We start from the raw sequence: 18,481 nt of genomic DNA, 5'->3' as shown, positions 1-18,481 counted from the left end.
CCGGCTTGCGAAAATTCCGCCGGGACGAGGCAACGAATCCGATCCCTCGCGGACTGTTCAAAGCATCTAGGAGGTGCTCGATGGGGGATCGGAAGCAGGCGAGGACCGCTCGGGACGAGGAGTTCCAGAGCTTCCTCGTCGGCCGCTGGCCACGACTGATGCGTACGGCGTTCCTGCTCACCGGCGAGCAGCATGCCGCGGAGGATCTGGTCCAGACGACGCTGGAGCAGGTGTACGTGGCCTGGCGCCGGGTCGGTTCGAGGGAAGACCCGGACAGCTATGTACGGCGCATGATGATCAACGCTCACGCGCGCAAGCACCGCAGACGCCTCAAGGAGTTCCTGGCACCCAGGAGCGACACGGACCTGGTGCCCGAGCTGCCCGACAGCGGTGACCGCATGGCCCAGGCCGACGACCGGGGCGCCCTGATGAAGGCGCTGTCCCAACTGCCGCCGCGCCAGCGCGAAGCCGTGGTCCTGCGGTGGTCGCCCCCACCGCCCAGGAGGTACGGGTGACCTGGTCCGACGGCACCTTCCTCGACGTCAAGCGTCACGGGTCACGGTGACGGTGACAGTGGCGGCGAGGCGGACCCGGACGAACCCCGCATCGTCGAGGTGAAGGGTGCCCGGGCGAGCTGGTTCGTGGCACTGGCGCCGGAAGGGGTGGGCTACCAGTCTGCGGAGGTGACGAGGTGACGAGGTGACGAGGTGACGAGGTGACGAGGTGACGAGGTGACGAGGGGGCCCGGGCCATCCTGTTCTGCCTGGCGGGGGCGGGGCTAGAGCCACCCCTGCTGACGGGCCTCCCGCATCGCCTCCATGCGGTTGCGGGTGCCGGTCTTGCCGATGGCAGAGGAGAGATAGTTGCGGACGGTGGACTCGGAGAGGTGGAGCCGGGCGGCGATGTCGGCGACGGTGGCGCCGTCGGCGGAGGCGTTGAGGGTGTCGCGTTCGCGGTCGGTGAGCGGATTGGGCCCGGCGCTCAGCGCGGCAGCGGCGAGGGCCGGATCGACGACGGTCTCGCCGGTCAGCACCCGGCGGATCGCCTGGGCCAACTCCTCCACGGGCCCGTCCTTGACCAGGAACCCGGCGGCGCCCGCGTCCATGGCCCGTCGGAGGTACCCGGGCCGGCCGAAGGTGGTGAGGATCAGCACCCGGCAGTCGGGCACCTGGTCCCGCAGCTCGGCAGCGGCGTCCAGACCGCTCATCCCGGGCAGCTCGATGTCCAGCAGCGCGACATGCGGCCGGTGGATCAGCGCCGCGTCCACGATCGCGTCCCCCGCCCCGACCTGCGCCACGACCTGGATATCCGCCTCCATGCCCAACAGCAGCGCCAGCGCGCCCCGCATCATCCCCTGATCCTCGGCGAGCAGAACCCTGATGGACTTGGTGGTCCGGTGATCCCGGGGCATCTCGTTCACGGCCCAAGGGTAGGGCGGAGGTGACGATTCGGACGGGGCGAGTGACGCGGGTCGTGCGGGGACACCCACTACGGATGCCGCCCCCTCTCAGAGCCCGCCCCCTCTCCGAGCCCGCCGCCGCCCCCGTCGGCCGGGGGTTGCTCCGCACGTCATCCGCTCCGTACGTCATCCGTTCCGTACGCGGTGAGCGGCAGTTCGGCGATGGGCAGCTCCGCCGCGACCGAGAAGCCGCCTCGCGGTGCGGGCCCGGCCTGGAGCGTGCCGCCGGCGGTGGCGAGACGTTCGGTGAGGCCCCTCAGGCCGTTGGGGGTGGTGTGTGCGGGCGGGGGAGGCGTGAGGGGGCCGTTGTCGGTGATGGTGAGGCGGGTGTGGGTGGAGGTGGTGGTGAGGGTGATCTCGCAGGCGGTGGCTCGGCTGTGGCGTAGGACGTTGGTGATCGCCTCACGGGCGACCCAGCCGAGCAGGGTCTCGGCCTGTGGATCCGGAGCCGGTCCGCAGCGGCGCACGGTCAGCGTCGTGCCCGCGGCCGAGAGCACGGACCGGGCGTGGTCCAGTTCGGTCGCCAGGCTCCCCTCGCGGTATCCGGTCACGGCCTCGCGGATCTCCGTGAGGGCCTGGCGGCCGACCGCCTCGATGTCCGTGATCTGGGCGAGCGTCGCGTCCGCGTCGTGCGGGGCGAGACGACGGGCGGCCTCCGACTTCACCACGATCACCGACAGTGTGTGGCCGAGGAGGTCGTGCAGGTCGCGGGAGAAGCGCAGCCGCTCCCGCTCCACCGCGCGGTGGGCCAGTTCCTCGCGGGCGGCGCGCAGTTCGCGGACCGCGTCCACCAGGGAGAGGATCGCGGCCGTCACGACGATGGAGATGAAGGTGCCGTAGGCGACGCTGATCGCGGCCCAGCCCTCCCGCACCGCCGCGACCCCGCCCGCGAGCACGGTCACCGCCGGCCCGGTCCCGCGCAGCAGTCGGCCGCGCATGGCGGCGCCCACGGCCAGGCCGAACAGGGGGAGGAAGTTCAGCCAGCTGCCGCCGTAGGCGAGGGCGAGACCGTAGGCGATCAAGCCGAGCACGGCGAGTGCGACGCGGGTGGAGCGGGACTCGCGCTTCTCCTTCACGAACGCGCGGATGACGACGTAGATGTAGAGGGAGTTGAAGGTGAAGATGCCGAGACCGCCGATCCAGGGGTTCGGGGCGCGGCCCTGGAGGAGGTTCGCGTAGGCGCCCATTCCCATGAGCAGCCACGGCACCAGGGTGAGCCCGGTGGCGGGCGGCCCCGGTTCGTCCGACGCCGACCGCCCGCCCCCACGCGACGCCCGCCACGGGAACCATGCCGCCCTCCCCGCTGGGCGCCGGCTCTCGCACCCGGTGTCCTCGGCGCCCATGTCCTCAGCACCCATGTCCCCGGTACCCGCGTCCCCCGTACATGCGGCGCCCGCACCCGTCGGGGTCGCCGTAGTCGCTTCTCTCCGCCTCATGTGTTCGACAGTACGAAGCCCGGACGCGGCCCGGCAGATGCACGTGTACGGAGTTCGGCGGGACAAATGTCCTGGGCGCTGCGGCACGTATCTGACGTAGTGTCAGGAGACTTCACAAGTGCACGTGGCTCGGCTATACAGAGGGTCGCCGGACTGGAACGCGTTCTAGGTGGGCGGGTTCCGGGTCGGCGGTGACGACCTCGGTGCGGCCGCTGGTGCGGACGGTCGTACCGAGGTTTCTCAGCGCGAGCCACCCACCACCCGCCCCGCGCCGTCCGACCCTCCGCCCCCACGTCGTCCGACCCTCCGCCCCCCTTCTGCCCTCAACCCCCACAACCCCCTCAGCCACCATCCGCCCCCGTCGCACACAGGAGCCCCATGCCCATCGACGCAGCCAAGGCGCTCGCGGCCGAGCCCCGTTCCGCCGAGATCGCGTGGAGCTGCAAGGACGTCCTGCTCTACCACCTCGGCATCGGCGCCGGTGTCCCCGCGACCGACCCCGGCGAGCTGCGCTACACGCTGGAGTCCCGGCTGCACGTCCTGCCGAGCTTCGCGACCGTCGCGGGCGCGGGCTCACCGGACGTCATCGGTGGCCTCAACGCACCCGGCGTAGACGTCGACCTGGCGAAGGTCCTGCACGGCGGTCAGCGCGTCGAGGTGCACCGGCCGATCCCGGTCGAGGGGCGGGCGACCGCGACCTCGCGGGTGGCGGCGGTGTACGACAAGGGCAAGGCGGCCGTCCTGGTGATGAGGACCGAAGTCGCCGACACCGAGGGCCCGTTGTGGGTGAACGAGGCGCAGATCTTCGTACGGGGAGAGGGTGGCTGGGGCGGTGAGCGCGGGCCGTCCGCCCGGCAGGAACCGCTCACGACCGCGCCCGACAAGGAGGTCGAGCGGATCGTCCGAGAGGACCAGGCGCTGCTCTACCGCCTCTCGGGCGACTGGAACCCGTTGCACGCCGACCCGGAGTTCGCCGGGCGGGCCGGGTTCGACCGGCCGATCCTGCACGGGCTGTGCACCTACGGGATGACGTTGAAGGCCGTGGTGGACACGGTGCTCGGCGGGGACGTGGGCCGCGTCCGCTCGTACGGGACGCGTTTCGCGGGTGTCGTCTTCCCGGGCGAGACCCTCCGCATCCGGATGTGGCGGCCGGACGACCGCTCGGTGCGGGTGACGGTGAGCGCCGTCGAGAGGGACGACGCGCCGGTCCTGGCGGACACGCTGGTCGCACACGAATGAGCCCATCGGTACAGACGTAGGTCAGGTACTCCTGAGGGGAGCCGCACCATGCGCGCAGCGGTACTGCACGAGATCGGCCAGGACAAGCTCGACGTGCTCGACGACGTCGAGGCGGTGGGCTTCGGGCCGGGGCGGGTGAGGGTCCGGGTACGGGCCACGGGGCTGTGCCACTCCGACCTGTCCGCGATGGCCGGGGTGCTGCCGCAGCCCGGACCGTTCGTGCCGGGGCACGAGGGCGCCGGCGAGATAGTCGAAGTCGGGGCAGGCGTCAGCCACTTGAAGCCCGGCGACCGGGTCGTCGTGTGCTGGCTCCCGGCCTGCGGCACCTGTCCCGCCTGCAAGCGCGGCCAGACGCAGCTGTGCCTCGCCGGATTCCTCAACGCCGGTACGCCCAACTTCAAACGCCCCGCCGGGGACGTCTTCGGCTTCGCGGGCACCGGCACCTTCGCCGAGGAGGTCGTCGTCGACGCCGGCTGCGCGGTGCCGATACCGGACGACGTGCCCTTCGACATCGCCGCCCTCATCGGCTGCGGTGTCACCACCGGTCTCGGCGCGGCCCTCAACACCGCCGATGTGGAGGCCGGTTCATCGGTCGCGGTCATCGGCTGCGGAGGCGTCGGCATCTCGGCGATCCAGGGCGCCCGGCTCAAGGGCGCCGCCGAGATCGTCGCCGTCGACCCGGTGGTCTCGCGGCGCGAGGCGGCGCTCAGGTTCGGTGCCACCAAGGCGATCTCGCCGGAGGAACTGGCCGACGCCAAGCAGTCCGTCACCGCCGGCGAGGGTTTCGACTACGTCTTCGAGGTCGTCGGCCGCTCGACCACCGCCCGCACCGCCTACGAGGCCACCCGGCGCGGCGGCACCCTCGTCGTGGTGGGCGCGGGCGCCCTGGACGACTTCCTCCAGCTCAGCATGTTCGAGCTGTTCTTCGACGAGAAGCGGATCCTGCCGTCCATGTACGGCGGCGGGGACGTCCTGCGCTCCTACGAGCGGACCATCGCCCTGTGGCGGGCCGGCCGTATCGACCTCGCGGGCCTGATCACCCACCGGGTGCCCCTGGCCGACATCAACGAGGCGCTGGACCAGATGCGGACGGGCGTGGCGCTCCGGACCTGCATCGAGCTCTGACCACCGCGCGGACGAGACCGGATGGCAGTTGCGGGCGAGACCGTATGGCAGTTGAGGAGAGGGGAGAGGGGCTCGGGATGACATCGACACTCGGCGGTCTGCCGCTCGAAGGACTGTCCGCGATCGTCACCGGCGCGGGGCGCGGTCTCGGCCGGGCCGAGGCGCTGGAGCTGGCCCGGCTGGGGGCGGCCGTCGTCGTCAACGACTACGGCCGGCCGGGGCGGGACGGGTCCGGTGAGGTGTCCACGGGGCCCGCCGAGGAGGTCGCGGCGTCGATCCGCGCGGCGGGCGGCAGCGCGGTGGCGCACATCGGTGACGTGTCCGACCACGAACAGGCCCGGGAACTGGTCGCGTCGGCGGTCGCCCGATTCGGCAAACTGGACATCCTCGTCAACAACGCGGGCATCCTGCGCGACCGCATGGTCTTCTCCATGTCCGAGGACGAGTGGGACTCGGTCGTGCGGGTGCACCTCAAGGGGCACTTCAACACGACCCGGTTCGCCTCCGCCCACTGGCGGGCCCGGGCGAAGTCGGGGGAGGGCGGGGGGCGGGTCTACGGGCGGATCGTGAACACCTCCTCCGAGGCGTTCCTCGCCGGCTCCGCCGGGCAGCCCAACTACGCCGCCGCGAAGGGCGGGATCGTCGGGCTGACCACCTCCACGGCCCTCGCGCTCGCCAAGTACGGCGTCACCGCGAACGTCATCTGCCCGCGCGCCCGGACCCGGATGACCGAGGACGTCTTCGCGGGCCTCCCGGGGGCGACGGGGGAGGGCGACGGTACGGGCCTCGACCCGCTCGCGCCCGAGCACGTCGCCCCGCTCGTCGGCTACCTGGCGTCCCCCGCCGCCGCGCGGGTCAACGGCCAGCTCCTCGTCGTGCACGGCGGCATGGTCGCGATCGTCGAACGACCGCGCGTGCGGGCCAAGTTCGACACCAAGCAGGACGCGTTCTCGTACGACGAACTGGACGGCCTGCTCACGCCGCACTACGCCGACCGGCCGGAGGGGGAGACGTTCGCGGCGGCGGAGGTGCTGGGGCTGAGGCACGGCCGGGGGGCGGCGGAGGGATAGGCGGGAGCGCCCGCCCCCGCCTGTCCCTCCGCCCCCGCACGGGCCGTACCCGGAACGGCGAAGCCCCGCTCGTCGGCGACGAGCGGGGCCGGGTGCCGTGGTGATCGGTTCTGGCGTCGCATGGACGTTTCTCCAGAGGCGACCGAGGAGACGAGTGCCGCCGGTCAGGCGGACGTCGTCGGCTCCATGTGTTCCGCCGGCTTGCGGTGGCGCCCGCGAGGGCTCGGCTTCTCGGCCTCCTGGGCCGAGAGCTGACCCCGGTGCTTTCCGTGGCCGTCCGCCTCGTGGGAGTCGGCCGTGGGCGGCTGGATGGTGTGCACGTCGCTCATTGGAAGTGTTCCCCGTCGAATGATCTTCTTATCGGCGGGTGATTTTAACGGGCGAACCCGAGCGTCTCGAAGGCACCCGTGGGCGTGTCGCCCGCACCGCGTCCACCGTGCCCGAGCCCCGCACCGCACCTTCACCCGACGGTCACCTCCTCGGGTACGCGCCCCTCCAACGGCGCCTGCTGCAACGGCACGGGCCGAGCGACGACAGGCACGGACGGCTCCGCCTCGGGCGCCTCCGCGACGGACACTCCGGCCCCGATCGACGCGTCCGAACCCGCCGATCCCGAAGCCTCTTCGCAGCCCGCCTGCCTCTCCCTTTCGGGGGACTCCTCCGCTGACCCCTCCGGCTCGTCCGCGTCCCAGGCCACCCCCATCCGGGCCACCCCGCACCTCACCGTCCCGGTCGCGTACGGCAGGTGCAGCACCCCCTCCCGGCTCCACAGCCCCGCTCCCGCCAACCAGCCCTCGGGAGGAGGCAGATGAAGGATCCGTCGTGCCGCCGGGCGCCAGACGCCGACCCAGCTCCCCCGGGGGCCGTCCAGGCGCAGCGCGACCGCGCAGCTCTCGGGGGTCAGGATCTGGCCCGGCTGGATGGCGAACGGGGTGACGCGATGACCGTCGGGCACCCGCAGACACTCCGGGAAGCGGACCGGGAGCGTACTGCCCAGCACGCCCCAGCCGAGCCGGTCGTGCCCGGGGGAGGGCGCGTCCGAACGGATCAGGAGGAGTCCGCTGTCGGGGTCGGCGAGCAGGACCCGGTCGTTGCTGTCGTCCGCGATCTGCAGCAGCGGCGAGACCGCGCCGCCCTGCTCCAGATCGACCACCACCGACTTGGTCCGGCCGTCCCATTCCTGGTCCAGGGCGAGCATCCGGCCCGTCCCGTCCAGCCAGACCCCGCCCGAACACCGCCCCGGCACCTGCGCCAGCACCTCCGGCCCGAAGGCGCCGCCCGCCACCAGCCACACGGTCGTGGCGCTTCGGCCCAGGGCGAGGGCGTACGCCCGCTGTCCGCACGGCGCGGGAGGCAGCAGACGCAACTCGGCCGTGGGGTCGGCGCATTCGACCGCCCCGAGCGGGAGTTCACCGGTGCCGGGGCCGGTCGGATAGAGCAGTGAGAACAGATGCCGGTCGGCGGCCAGCCGGTGGATGAGGACCCGCCCGTCGGCCAGCGGCAGCAGTTCCGTGCCGGGCTCCTCGGGCTGGTTGCCGGGCAGGGGCACGGCGTACGGCTCGGGGCCGTCGAGGGTCCAGCGCTCGGGGAACCAGGACTCCCCGTCCAGCGCGAGGCGCGCCGCGTACGACCCGTCGGCGGCGATCACACAGCCGGGTGCGGGTGCGGGTGCGGGTGCGGGTGCGGGTGCGGGTGCGGGTACGGGTACGGGTACGGGTGCGGGTGCCGGCCGGCGCAGCCGGCTGTCCCCGCCACCACCGCCCCGCGCGAGCGCCGCAGGCTGCCCCGCGTGCGCGCCAAGCCCCGCGTGCGCGTCGGCCCCCGAGTGCGCGTCGGCCCCTGCGCGCGCGTCTGGCCCCGCGTCGGTCACGAGCCCCTCGCTTCCGAATCTCTCCCCGGTAGCGTCCGCGTCCTTCTCCTCGTCCCCCTGTCCCGACTCGTTCCCGTGGCCCGTCGAGGGTGGTGGGGAAGCACAGGCCGTCATGGTTCGATCACCTCCGGCCACGAAGCTAGTTTTCGCACGCACAGACGTGGGACAGCTCGCACCCCCTTCACACATAAGGGTGCTCGTCACCCGATTCGCCTGAGGGAACGGCGATTCATGTGCTGCCGGACGGGCGGGAGGGGGTGGCCCATACCCCGGGGCGGGAGCGGCGGCCGAGGGGCGTCCGGCCAACCGACCCGCGGCCGGTCGGGGACGGGAGAGGTGCAGGTAGCCTTTGTCCGTGCCCCGTCTGTCTGAAGTCATCGCCGCGCTCGACGCCCTCTGGCCGCCCGAGAGGGCCGAGGGGTGGGACGCGGTCGGCACGGTCTGCGGAGACCCCGACCAGGAGGTCACGCGGGTCCTGTTCGCCGTCGACCCGGTGCGGGAGATCGTCGAGGAAGCGGTGAAGCTGGGCGCCGACCTGCTGGTCACCCACCACCCGCTCTATCTGCGCGGTACGACGACGGTGGCGGCCTCGACCTTCAAGGGCCGGGTCGTGCACACCCTCATCAAGAACGACATCGCACTGCACGTCGCCCACACCAACGCCGACACGGCCGACCCCGGCGTCAGCGACGCCCTCGCCGGCGCGCTGGACCTCAGGGTCGTACGCCCCCTCGTACCGGACCCCGCCGACCCCACCGGCCGGCGCGGTCTCGGCCGGGTCTGCGAGCTGGACCACCCGCTGACGGTCCGGGAGCTGGCGGCGCGGGCCGCCGAGCGGCTGCCCGCCACCGCGCAGGGCATCCGCGTCGCCGGCGACCCCGAGGCGGTCGTCCGCACGGTCGCCGTCAGCGGCGGCTCCGGCGACAGCCTCTTCGACGCCGTACGCGCGGCCGGTGTCGACGCCTTCCTCACCGCGGACCTGCGCCACCACCCCGCCTCCGAGGCGGTCGCCCGCACCACGGAGGCCGCCCACCCACCGCTCGCGCTGCTCGACGCGGCACACTGGGCCACCGAATGGCCCTGGTGCGAACTGGCCGCCGCCCAGCTCGACGAGATCTCCGACCGGGAGGGCTGGGACCTGCGCGTCCACGTCTCCAAGACGGTCACCGACCCCTGGACCGCCCACGCGGCGTCCGCCCACCCGTCACCCACCACCACCCTTCCCACGAGCGCTTCGCGCCCCCCTTCTTCTGACCCACTGGGAGCCCCCAACTGAACGCCGCGCCCGCCGACCAGATCCGACTCCTCGACGTCCAAGGCCTCGACGTACGCCTGCAGCAGCTCGCGCACAGGCGGAGGTCGCTGCCCGAGCACGCCGAGATCGAGTCGCTGACCAAGGACCACACCCAGCTGCGCGACCTGCTCGTGGCCGCGCAGACCGAGGAGAGCGACACCGCCCGCGAGCAGACCAAGGCCGAGCAGGACGTGGACCAGGTGCGCCAGCGCGCCGTCCGTGACCAGCAGCGCCTGGACTCGGGTGCCGTCTCCTCGCCGAAGGACCTGGAGAACCTCCAGCGCGAGATCGCCTCCCTCGCCAAGCGGCAGGGCGACCTGGAGGACATCGTCCTGGAGGTCATGGAGCGCCGGGAGTCCACGCAGGAGCGCGTCGCCGAGCTGACCGAGCGGGTCGGTGCCGTCCAGGGCAAGATCGACGACGCGACCGCGCGCCGGGAGGCCGCGTTCGAGGAGATCGACGGCGAGGTGGCGACGGTGACGAAGGAGCGCGAGGTCATCTCGGCGACCGTCCCCGCGGACCTTCTCAAGCTCTACGACAAGCTGCGCGACCAGCAGGGCGGCGTCGGCGCGGCCAGGCTGTACCAGCGCACCTGCCAGGGCTGCCGCCAGGAGCTGTCGATCACCGACTTCAACGACGTCCGTAAGGCCTCGCCCGACACGGTCGTCCGCTGCGAGAACTGCGGCCGCATCCTGGTGCGGACCTCCGAGTCCGGCCTCTAGAAGCGGCAAGGGGCTGTCGGCGTGCGGGAGTTCATCGTCGAGGCCGACGGCGGTTCCCGGGGCAACCCGGGGCCCGCGGGCTACGGTTCCGTCGTCCTCGACGCGGTGACGGGCGAGACGCTGGTGGAGGCCGCCGAGTACATCGGTGTCGCCACGAACAACGTCGCCGAGTACCGCGGGCTCATCGCGGGTCTGAGGGCGGCGTACGAGCTGGACCCGGAGGCGTCCGTCCGGGTCCGCATGGACTCCAAGCTCGTCGTCGAGCAGCTGTCGGGCCGCTGGAAGATCAAGCACCCCGACATGAAGCCGCTGGCCGCCGAGGCCGCGCGGGTCTTCCCGCCCGGCCGCGTGACGTACGAGTGGATGCCGCGAGAGCAGAACAAACACGCCGACCGGCTGGCCAACGAGGCGATGGACGCGGGCAAGCGGGGCGAGCAGTGGTCGCCGTCGGCGTCCACGGCCGAGTTGGACACCCGGCCCGGAGGGAGGGCGGGGGCCGCGCGTTCGGAGCCACCTGTCTCGCCGGGCCCGCCGCACCCGGCGGGCCCGCCCGGAGACGCGACGGCCGGGGCGGCGAGGGCGCGGGCGGCACTGGCGGAGGGCCGCGGCGGAGCCGGAGGCCGAGACCGTACGACGACCCCGTCCCCGGCCACCGCGGCCGAAGGCGAGGCGGCCGCCGCGGCACGATCAGGGACTGAAGCCCACGCTGCGGCTGAAGCCGCCCCGGGCGCCGGTCTGCCGCCCGGAGTGGTGGGTGCCGCAGGTGGTTCCAGGAGGTCCGGGGGTTCCGGCGGCGCCGGGGCCGGTTCCGCCGGCTCGCCGAGCGCGGCTGGGGTCCCGGCTGCCCCCGAGGCTTCGCCGACGCGGACGACTCCCACCGCTCCCGCCACGCTCGCCGCTCCCGCCACCTCCGGCCGCACTCGCCCGGCCAAGGTCGCCGCCGATCTCCGCGCCGCCAGGAACGTGGCGTCGGCCGCCCCCGATCTCGGTACCCCCGCCACCTTCGTCCTGCTGCGGCACGGCGAGACGCCCCTCACCCCCCAGAAGCGGTTCTCCGGGAGCGGGGGCTCGGACCCGTCCCTCTCCGACGTCGGCCGCTACCAGGCGGAACGGGTCGCCGCCGCCCTGGCCGCCCGCGGGACCGTCCAGGAGGTGGTGTCCTCACCGCTCACCCGCTGCCGCGAGACGGCGGGGATCGTCGCGGCCCGGCTCGGGCTCGGCGTGACGGTCGAGGACGGGCTGCGGGAGACGGACTTCGGCGCGTGGGAGGGGCTGAGCTTCGGTGAGGTGCGGGAGCGCTACCCGGACGACATGAACGCCTGGCTGACCTCCCCGGACGCCGAACCCACCGGCGGCGGCGAGAGCTTCGAGGCCGTCGCCCACCGCGTGGCCGCCACCCGCGACGAGCTGGTCGCGGCGCACCGGGGCCGTACGGTCCTGCTCGTCAGCCATGTCACGCCGATCAAGACCCTCGTCCGCCTGGCCCTCGGCGCGCCCCCTGAGGCCCTGTTCCGCATGGAACTCTCGGCGGCCTCCCTGTCGGCCCTGGCCTACTACGCCGACGGCAACGCCACGCTCCGCCTCCTCAACGACACGTCACACCTGCGCTGAACGACGGTCGCCGAGGCCCGCCGCCTCCCGCGCCAGCCTCTCGATCCGCGCCCAGTCCCGTGCGGCCACGGCATCGGGCGGGAGCATCCAAGTACCGCCCACACAGCCGACGTTGGAGAGAGCCAGGTATTCCGGAGCGTTGCCCGGCCCGATTCCGCCGGTCGGACAGAAGCGCGCCTGCGGCAGCGGCCCGGAGAGCGACTTCAGGTACGTCGTTCCGCCCGCCGCCTCGGCCGGGAAGAACTTCATCTCCCGCACCCCGCGTTCCAGGAGCGCCACGACCTCCGAGGCGGTCGACACTCCCGGCAGGAACGGCACCCCGGACGCCCGCATCGCCCGCAGCAGCATGTCCGTCCACCCAGGGCTGACCAGGAAGCGCCCGCCCGCCGCGATGGACTCGGCCACCTGCGGGGGCGTGATGACGGTCCCCACGCCGACCACGGCCCCCGGAACCTCCGCCGAGACGGCCCGTACGGCGTCCAGCGCACCCGGCGTCCGCAGGGTCACCTCGATCGCCGGCAACCCGCCCGCGACGAGCGCCCGCGCGAGCGGCACGGCGTCGGCGGGGTCGTCGACGACGACCACGGGCAGGACGGGCGCCAGGTCGAGGACGGAGACATACGACGACGGGGGCGGCGACGAGGGCATGCCTGTCATCCTGCCCGGGTGTCACAGCATGCACAACGCGCGTTGCGCATGCTGCAATACAAGGGGGTGAGGGAGGGGCAGCGGGGGAGGGTCAGTGGACCTCGTCCACCAGCACATCCAACGTCCACGCCTTCCCGGCCCCCGCCGGAGGCTCCACCTCCACCACGTACCCGAGGTCCCGCAACGCCTCCACCAGCTCCGCCGGGCCCTTGGGCGCGATCCCGGCCGACAACAGGCTTCGTACGATGCGGCCCTTGGTCGCCTTGTTGAAGTGGCTGACGACCTTCCGGGTGGGCGCGTGCAGCACCCGTACGGTCGCGGTCCGGCCGGCCACCTCGCCCTTCGGTTTCCACGCGGCCGTGTACGCCGAGGACCGCAGGTCGAGGACGAGTCCACCGCCGGCCGCCTCGGGCAGCGCAGACGCCATCGGCGTACGCCAGTGCGCGCCGAGCGCGCCGAGGCCGGGCAGTTTCACGCCCATCGAGCAACGGTACGAGGGGATACGGTCCGTCACGCGGACGGCGCCCCACAGCCCCGAGAAGACCAGCAGCGAACGCGCCGCACGCTGCTTCGCGGCGGTCTCCAGGGTGGCGAGGTCGAGGGCGTCGTACAGCACCCCCGTGTAGACCTGCCCGGCGGGCCGCGTGCCCGCCGTCAACAGCTCCGCGTTCTTGGCGACCTCCCCGCGCAGCCCCTCGCTCAGCCCGAGCACCTCACGCGCCTTGTCCTCGTCCCCGGCGCACAACTCCACCAGCTCCGCGATCACCGCCTCACGCGCCCCGTTGAGCGCCGGCAGCGAAAGCCCCTCCAGCTTCAGCGGAGCGCCACCCGCGGAGGGGGCCTTGCCTTCGGAGGGGGGCAGCAGGACGAGCACGGGGGCTCCTTGTTCTCGGGGGTTCCCGGGGCTCTCGGGGTATTCTCGGGGGCTTTCCGGGGGTTCGGGCTCCGCGACAGCGTACGGGGTGGCGACCGGAGGGCCCTGCGCCGCCCGGAGGAGAGGTGCCCCGCACAGGCGGCCACGATCCCCAGGCCGACCGCCGCCCCCCCCGACAGGGTGCCGTCCCACCCGCCCGGACCTACGCTCGCCCCATGCCCCGCCGTGGCACCCCCCACGACCGGCTGCCGCTGGGGGAGCGACCGGCTGCCCCTGGGGGAGCGGCTGCGGGTACGGCTCACGCAGGCCGGACCGGGAGCGCCGAAGGGGCGGTTCGTTCCGGTGCGAACTCCCTGATCAGACGTACGAGTTCGTCCGACCCGTCGGCGTGGAAGCGCACCAGGCGAACCTCCCTGGAACGCCCGAAGAAGGTCAAGTAGGTGACAGACTCGGTCAGTTCGACGGTGACGGTGGTCTGCGAACCCACCTCCATGTTCAGCTCACCGTCCCGCTTCTCATGCGTCGTACGCAGCTCCCGTCGCACCGAGGCGACGGCGTCGAGCGGCACGCGCAGATCCACGGTGGCGAAGCGGCGCAGACGCAGGGTCGTGCCGGTGAGGACGTGGGGGCGGGTCACGGAGGCCGCGTGGAGCCCGACGACGACGAGGATCGTGTACAGGTCGAGGACGAGGAAGATCCCGTGCGCGAGCGGATAGTCGTGCAGCAGGACGGCCATGGTCACGGTCTCGACGACACACACGAAGCCGAACCCGAACATCACGGCCCCCTGCCCTCGCGCGTACCCGATCGCCCGCCCTCCATCGCCGATCCCGTGCGGCCGCCGCGCCACCCAGCGCAACAGGCTGCCCAGCAGCAGGAGTTCATGACGCACGAGGGAGCGGACGACCCGGTAGGCGCTCGTGAAACCTGTCGCTGTCCCCGTGGTTCTCATGGGCGATCCTTCCTCAGTATCCGAAGCGTGCGGCGGATGGCCTCCGCCTGGGCCGGGGCGAAGTCGGCGTAGAAGGCACGCAGAAAGCTGCCGTGGCCGCCGCTCTCGCCGGTGTCGGTGTCCGGCGGGACCATCTCCGGCGGGACGAGGCCGGCGAGCACGTGAGCCGCCTCCGCCACGCGGGGGTCGTCGGGCTCGGCGTCGGCGAGCGCGTCGAGCAGCGCGTAAGCCTCGTGCACCCGCTCCACCGCGCCGGGGGCGGTCATCATGCTCTCCAGCGAGGCGACCATCTCCGCGCGGACCTCCGGCGTCGCGGCGGTCTCCAGCAGCGCGAAGACCTCCCGGTCCTTGGCGGCCATCGGTGACTGCGGCACGGGCCCGAACCTCCCGAAGAGCGCGGCGAGTTCGGGCGACACGGGCCCCTCGGCCGGCAGCCGCCCGGCACGCGCGTCCTCGACCAGGACCCGCAGCCGCTCCCGCCGCTCCCGGATCCCCTCCTCCTGCCGAGCCAGATCGTCGTCCAACTCACCGAGCACCTCGACGAGTTCACGCCCGGCATCGTCCGCGAGCACGTCCCGCACCTCGGCGAGCCCGAGCCCCAGCTCCGTCAGCCGCCGAATCCGCGCCAGCACGACCGCGTGCCGCAACGTGTAGTCCCGATACCCGTTCGCCCGCCGCTCCGGCTCCGGCAACAGCCCGAGGTGGTGGTAATGCCGCACGGCCCGCGTCGTGACACCGACGGCCGCGGCCAGCTCTCCGATCCGCATACGACCAGTAGAAACGTTGACGCTGCGGCAGGGTCAAGCGACGGGCCCGGTCACCGTCAGTAGCCCGGACCGGCGACTGACGGTGACCGGGATCATGTGCCACGATCGAGGGAACGGTTCCCGATCTCACGGCCAGGTGATCAGCCGATGTCCCAGTCTGGCGAGCGACCGAAGAAGGAGGGGCGTGACATGACTGCCATGGCCCATGAGCCTCTCTCGCAGGAAGACGTCCTGCTGGAGTGGTTTCTCGCCCTGGACACCCCGGAGGGTTTCCGGGCGGAGCTGATCGAGGGGGAGATCGTTGTGACGCCGCCGCCGGACGGGGAGCACGAAAAGTACATCAGCCGGATCGTGAGGCAAGTGATCAAGCGATCTCGGACAGACATGGACTTCTCCGGGAACAAGGGGCTGATCCTGAGGCGCGGGGAGGCTTGCCCCAAGAACCACGTGATCCCGGACGCCACTCTCGCTCCCATCGAGCTCGATCTCTTTGGGAGCGCCGGATCCTGGATGCCCTGCGACGGTGTCGCCATGGTGGTAGAGGTGACATCCACCAAGCCCAAGGCCGACCGTGAGGCCAAGCGCCGTTGCTATGCCCGCAGCGGCATCCCCCTCTACCTGCTGGCCGACCGTGACACATCCCAGGTCACACTCTTCAGTAGCCCGGAGAAGGACGACTACCGCGACCACTGCACGCGTGCCTTCGGCAAGCCGCTCGACCTCCCCGCCCCCTTCGCCTTCGACCTGGACACGGCGGACTTTCTATGAGTACCGGGGGCGTGCGGCGGCGGTATGAAAGCCGGACTCCCAGGTGTTGCACCCCTTACAGCCTTGGAAAGGGGTGCGTGAGGTGGGCGGCGGCGGACAGGAACAGACCCGGTGGACCCGTGCCACCCTCGGCCGCCCCGACCGCCCCCTCGACCTCCTCACCGCCCGCTTCGACCGCCACCGCTACGCCCCGCACACGCACGAGGAGTTCAGCGTCGGCATCTGCGTCCAGGGCGCCTCGTGCATCGACTACCGTGGCGGCGCCCTCACGGTGGGGGAGGGCTCGATCGTCGTCCTGGCCCCCGGCGAGGTCCACACCGGAGAGTCGGCCTACGGCACCTACGCCTACCGCGCCCTCTACCCGGCCCCCGACCTCCTCACCGACGGCATCCTCGGCGGCACCCCGCACTTCCGCGACCCCCTCCTCCACGACCCCGAACTCGCCGCCGCCCTGCGCACCGCCCACACCGAGCTGAGCACCGGCCCCGACCCGCTGGAGGCCGAGTCCCGCCTCCCCTGGCTCCTCACGGCCCTGGCCCGCCGCCACTCCACGGCCCGTCCCACCAGCGACACGATCCCCGGCGCGAGCGGCCTCGCCCTGGCCGTACGGGACCGCCTGGCCGACGAGCTCGTGGCTCCGCCCTCCCTCGCCGACCTCGCCACCGACCTGGGCCTCTCCCGCTACCAGCTCCTGCGCGCCTTCCGTACGACCATGGGCATGCCCCCGTACGCCTGGCTGGCCCAGCACCGGGTGAGCCGGGCCCGGACGCTGCTGGAGGCGGGCGGCCGCCCGGTGGAGGTGGCCGGGCAGGTGGGCTTCGCGGACCAGGCCCATATGACGCGCTGGTTCAGGAAGGTGCTGGGGGTGACGCCGGCGGCGTACCGCAACAGCGTTCAAGACGTACACCGCTGAACGGGCGAGACTCGTCCCATGACTGCACGCGGCTGGGCGTTGTTCTCCCTGATGGGAGTCCTCTGGGGCATCCCCTACCTGATGATCAAAGTGGCTGTGGACGAGGTGTCGCCGTCCATGGTCGTCTTCGTACGCTGTGCCCTGGGCGCGGCCCTCCTGCTCCCCTTCGCGATCCGCCAGGGAGGGCTGATCCGGGTGATCGGGCAGCACTGGCGCCCGATGCTCGCCTTCGCCGTGATCGAGGTCATCGGCCCCTGGTGGACCCTGACCGACGCCGAACGCCACCTCTCCAGCTCCACGGCCGGCCTCCTCATCGCGGGCGTCCCCATCGTGGCCGTACTGCTGGCCCGCTTCTTCGGCGACACGGAACGGCTGGGCGCCCGCCGCATGACGGGCCTGACCCTGGGCCTGGGAGGCGTAGGGGTCCTCACCGTCCCGCACCTCACCGGCGGCAACATCCTCTCCCTCACCGAGGTCCTGATCACGGTGATCGGCTACGCGACGGCCCCGCTGATCATGGCCCGCCACCTCAGCAAGGTCCCCACCCTCCAGCTGATAGCCCCGGTCCTACTCCTCGCGGCCGTCGTCTACGCCCCCGCGGCAGCCCTCACCCGCCCGTCCACCCTCCCCTCGACCCCGGCCCTGGTCTCCCTGGCGGCCCTGGGCGTGATCTGCACGGCCCTGGCCTTCGTGGCCTTCCTGGAACTGATCCGGGAGGTGGGCCCGACCCGGGCGACAGTCTTCACGTACGTCAACCCGGCGGTGGCGGTGGCGGCGGGCGCGATCTTCCTGGACGAGCGCCTGACCCCCGGCATCCTGGCGTCCTTCGCCCTGATCCTGGCGGGCTCGTTCCTGGCGACGGCGTCGACGGGACAGAGGACGGGCGGGCGCCGGGTAGCATGGTCGACACGGCAGACGAGCCGGGCGGACGGCCGCGTGGAGTCCCCTTGACGGGGGTCTTCCCGAGGAACGTCCGGGCTCCACAGGGCAGGGTGGTGGCTAACGGCCACCCGGGGTGACCCGCGGGACAGTGCCACAGAAAACAGACCGCCGGGGACCTCGGTCCTCGGTAAGGGTGAAACGGTGGTGTAAGAGACCACCAGTGCCCAGGGTGACCTGGGCAGCTAGGTAAACCCCACCCGGAGCAAGGTCAAGAGGGGCCGCCTCTTCGCAAGAAGGGCGGCCCTGCGCGGACGTTCGAGGGCTGCCCGCCCAAGTCCGCGGGTAGACCGCACGAGGCCGGCGGCAACGCCGGCCCTAGATGGATGGCCGTCTCCCGGCCGACCGCGAGGTCGACCGGCGACAGAACCCGGCGTACAGCCCGACTCGTCTGCCGCCACCTGCGGCTGCGCCTTCCCAAAGGCACTACGACAGAGACGCATCGAGTGCGACAGCGGTACGTATCACTCCAGGACGTGCTGACCGGCGACATCGACACGTTGCTCGCCGTGTGGGCTCTCTTCATGACCTTCGGAGGGCCGCTGAGCCGGATGGGCGGGGCAACCGCCATGCGACGATTCGTCGACCACGCGAGTGATCGACTCGCTGACGAATCGCCTCGGTACGGGGGACCGGCACGGCGTCCGCTGCCGCCCCCGGCAACCATCGGTACGACGGTGCGTCCAGCCAGGTACCCTCAAACTCATCGTCAACGCGGCCCGACGGGCTTCCTCTCCACCCCGGTGGAGTCCTAGAGGAAATGCCCCCACCCGCACGAGTCTCTTCGTGCTGCC

16 protein-coding genes, 1 other RNA gene and 2 pseudogenes are annotated in these 18,481 nt (G+C 72.3%); 11 read left to right on the top strand and 8 right to left on the bottom strand.

All coding sequences use genetic code 11. From position 1 onward, the window contains the following. Positions 1–80 precede the first annotated feature (80 nt). Positions 81–485: pseudogene (locus tag ACWCRJ_RS02860) on the top strand (sigma factor); the annotation flags it as partial. 293 nt (positions 486–778) lie between these two features. Here the strand turns inward: ACWCRJ_RS02860 and ACWCRJ_RS02855 are convergent. Together ACWCRJ_RS02855 and ACWCRJ_RS02850 are read right to left on the bottom strand one after the other, a co-directional pair. Next, positions 779–1,411: a response regulator gene (locus ACWCRJ_RS02855; protein WP_450937601.1), complete on the bottom strand. Its 633-nt coding sequence runs from the start codon at positions 1,409–1,411 to the stop codon at positions 779–781. A 158-nt stretch (positions 1,412–1,569) separates the two neighbouring features. Continuing rightward, positions 1,570–2,817: a sensor histidine kinase gene (locus ACWCRJ_RS02850; protein WP_450937557.1), complete on the bottom strand. Its 1,248-nt coding sequence runs from the start codon at positions 2,815–2,817 to the stop codon at positions 1,570–1,572. A 456-nt stretch (positions 2,818–3,273) separates the two neighbouring features. Between ACWCRJ_RS02850 and ACWCRJ_RS02845 the strand changes: the two genes are divergently transcribed. The 3 genes from ACWCRJ_RS02845 (at position 3,274) to ACWCRJ_RS02835 (ending at position 6,329) form a co-directional block, all read left to right on the top strand. Further along, positions 3,274–4,134 (top strand): MaoC/PaaZ C-terminal domain-containing protein, encoded by an 861-nt coding sequence (locus ACWCRJ_RS02845; protein ID WP_450937556.1) that lies wholly within the window; start codon positions 3,274–3,276, stop codon positions 4,132–4,134. Between the two features lie 48 nt (positions 4,135–4,182). Further along, positions 4,183–5,259, top strand: a complete 1,077-nt coding sequence (locus tag ACWCRJ_RS02840) for a Zn-dependent alcohol dehydrogenase (protein WP_450937555.1) — start codon at positions 4,183–4,185, stop codon at positions 5,257–5,259. 77 nt (positions 5,260–5,336) lie between these two features. Then, the gene (locus tag ACWCRJ_RS02835) at positions 5,337–6,329 is read left to right on the top strand and encodes a 3-oxoacyl-ACP reductase (protein ID WP_450937554.1); all 993 of its coding nucleotides are present in this window, start codon (positions 5,337–5,339) and stop codon (positions 6,327–6,329) included. Between the two features lie 164 nt (positions 6,330–6,493). Here the strand turns inward: ACWCRJ_RS02835 and ACWCRJ_RS02830 are convergent, their stop codons facing one another. Together ACWCRJ_RS02830 and ACWCRJ_RS02825 are read right to left on the bottom strand one after the other, a co-directional pair. Further along, entirely contained in the window at positions 6,494–6,658 is a 165-nt protein-coding gene (locus ACWCRJ_RS02830) for a hypothetical protein (RefSeq protein WP_450937553.1), read from the bottom strand. A 131-nt stretch (positions 6,659–6,789) separates the two neighbouring features. Next, positions 6,790–8,313 carry a hypothetical protein gene (locus tag ACWCRJ_RS02825; RefSeq protein WP_450937552.1) on the bottom strand — a complete coding sequence of 508 codons (1,524 nt, stop codon included), beginning with the start codon at positions 8,311–8,313 and terminating at the stop codon, positions 6,790–6,792. Positions 8,314–8,554: 241 nt separating this feature from the next. On the opposite strand from ACWCRJ_RS02825, the gene ACWCRJ_RS02820 reads away from it, so the two are divergent. From ACWCRJ_RS02820 to ACWCRJ_RS02810, 3 genes are read left to right on the top strand one after another with little or no spacing between them, the layout of a single operon-like run. Further along, a complete protein-coding gene (locus ACWCRJ_RS02820; RefSeq protein ID WP_450937551.1) occupies positions 8,555–9,475 on the top strand; it encodes a Nif3-like dinuclear metal center hexameric protein in 921 nt (306 codons plus the stop codon). Next, positions 9,472–10,215 (top strand): zinc ribbon domain-containing protein, encoded by a 744-nt coding sequence (locus ACWCRJ_RS02815; protein WP_450937600.1) that lies wholly within the window; start codon positions 9,472–9,474, stop codon positions 10,213–10,215. Before ACWCRJ_RS02820 ends, ACWCRJ_RS02815 begins: the two co-directional genes overlap by 4 nt. Before the next feature lie 21 nt (positions 10,216–10,236). Beyond that, positions 10,237–11,826, top strand: coding sequence for a bifunctional RNase H/acid phosphatase (locus ACWCRJ_RS02810; protein WP_450937550.1), 1,590 nt, complete (start codon positions 10,237–10,239; stop codon positions 11,824–11,826). Here the strand turns inward: ACWCRJ_RS02810 and eda are convergent. The 4 genes from eda to ACWCRJ_RS02790 all read right to left on the bottom strand — a co-directional run bounded on the left by eda (position 11,812) and on the right by ACWCRJ_RS02790 (position 15,067). Further along, on the bottom strand, positions 11,812–12,474 hold the full coding sequence (eda, locus tag ACWCRJ_RS02805) for a bifunctional 4-hydroxy-2-oxoglutarate aldolase/2-dehydro-3-deoxy-phosphogluconate aldolase (RefSeq protein WP_450937549.1): 663 nt from the start codon (positions 12,472–12,474) through the stop codon (positions 11,812–11,814). The two genes, ACWCRJ_RS02810 and eda, sit on opposite strands and share 15 nt — an antisense overlap. A 91-nt stretch (positions 12,475–12,565) precedes the next feature. Then, positions 12,566–13,348 carry a peroxide stress protein YaaA gene (yaaA, locus tag ACWCRJ_RS02800; protein WP_450937548.1) on the bottom strand — a complete coding sequence of 261 codons (783 nt, stop codon included), beginning with the start codon at positions 13,346–13,348 and terminating at the stop codon, positions 12,566–12,568. 298 nt (positions 13,349–13,646) lie between these two features. Further along, the gene (locus tag ACWCRJ_RS02795; protein WP_450937547.1) at positions 13,647–14,300 is read right to left on the bottom strand and encodes a hypothetical protein; all 654 of its coding nucleotides are present in this window, start codon (positions 14,298–14,300) and stop codon (positions 13,647–13,649) included. After that, positions 14,297–15,067, bottom strand: coding sequence for a MerR family transcriptional regulator (locus ACWCRJ_RS02790; RefSeq protein WP_450937546.1), 771 nt, complete (start codon positions 15,065–15,067; stop codon positions 14,297–14,299). The genes ACWCRJ_RS02795 and ACWCRJ_RS02790 overlap by 4 nt, the downstream gene beginning before the upstream one ends. Before the next feature lie 189 nt (positions 15,068–15,256). Between ACWCRJ_RS02790 and ACWCRJ_RS02785 the strand changes: the two genes are divergently transcribed. From ACWCRJ_RS02785 to rnpB, 4 genes and pseudogenes are all read left to right on the top strand, one after another. Beyond that, positions 15,257–15,835, top strand: a complete 579-nt coding sequence (locus ACWCRJ_RS02785; RefSeq protein ID WP_450937545.1) for a Uma2 family endonuclease — start codon at positions 15,257–15,259, stop codon at positions 15,833–15,835. Between the two features lie 73 nt (positions 15,836–15,908). Continuing rightward, positions 15,909–16,748, top strand: a complete 840-nt coding sequence (locus tag ACWCRJ_RS02780; RefSeq protein ID WP_450937544.1) for a helix-turn-helix domain-containing protein — start codon at positions 15,909–15,911, stop codon at positions 16,746–16,748. Between the two features lie 18 nt (positions 16,749–16,766). After that, positions 16,767–17,546 (top strand): annotated as a pseudogene (locus ACWCRJ_RS02775) (DMT family transporter); the annotation flags it as partial. Between the two features lie 118 nt (positions 17,547–17,664). Then, positions 17,665–18,081, top strand: an RNA gene (gene rnpB / locus ACWCRJ_RS02770) — RNase P RNA component class A. Positions 18,082–18,481: the final 400 nt, after the last annotated feature.

This window comes from Streptomyces sp. NPDC002324, from assembly GCF_053593335.1.
This window is presented reverse-complemented; position numbering and strand designations above follow the sequence as displayed.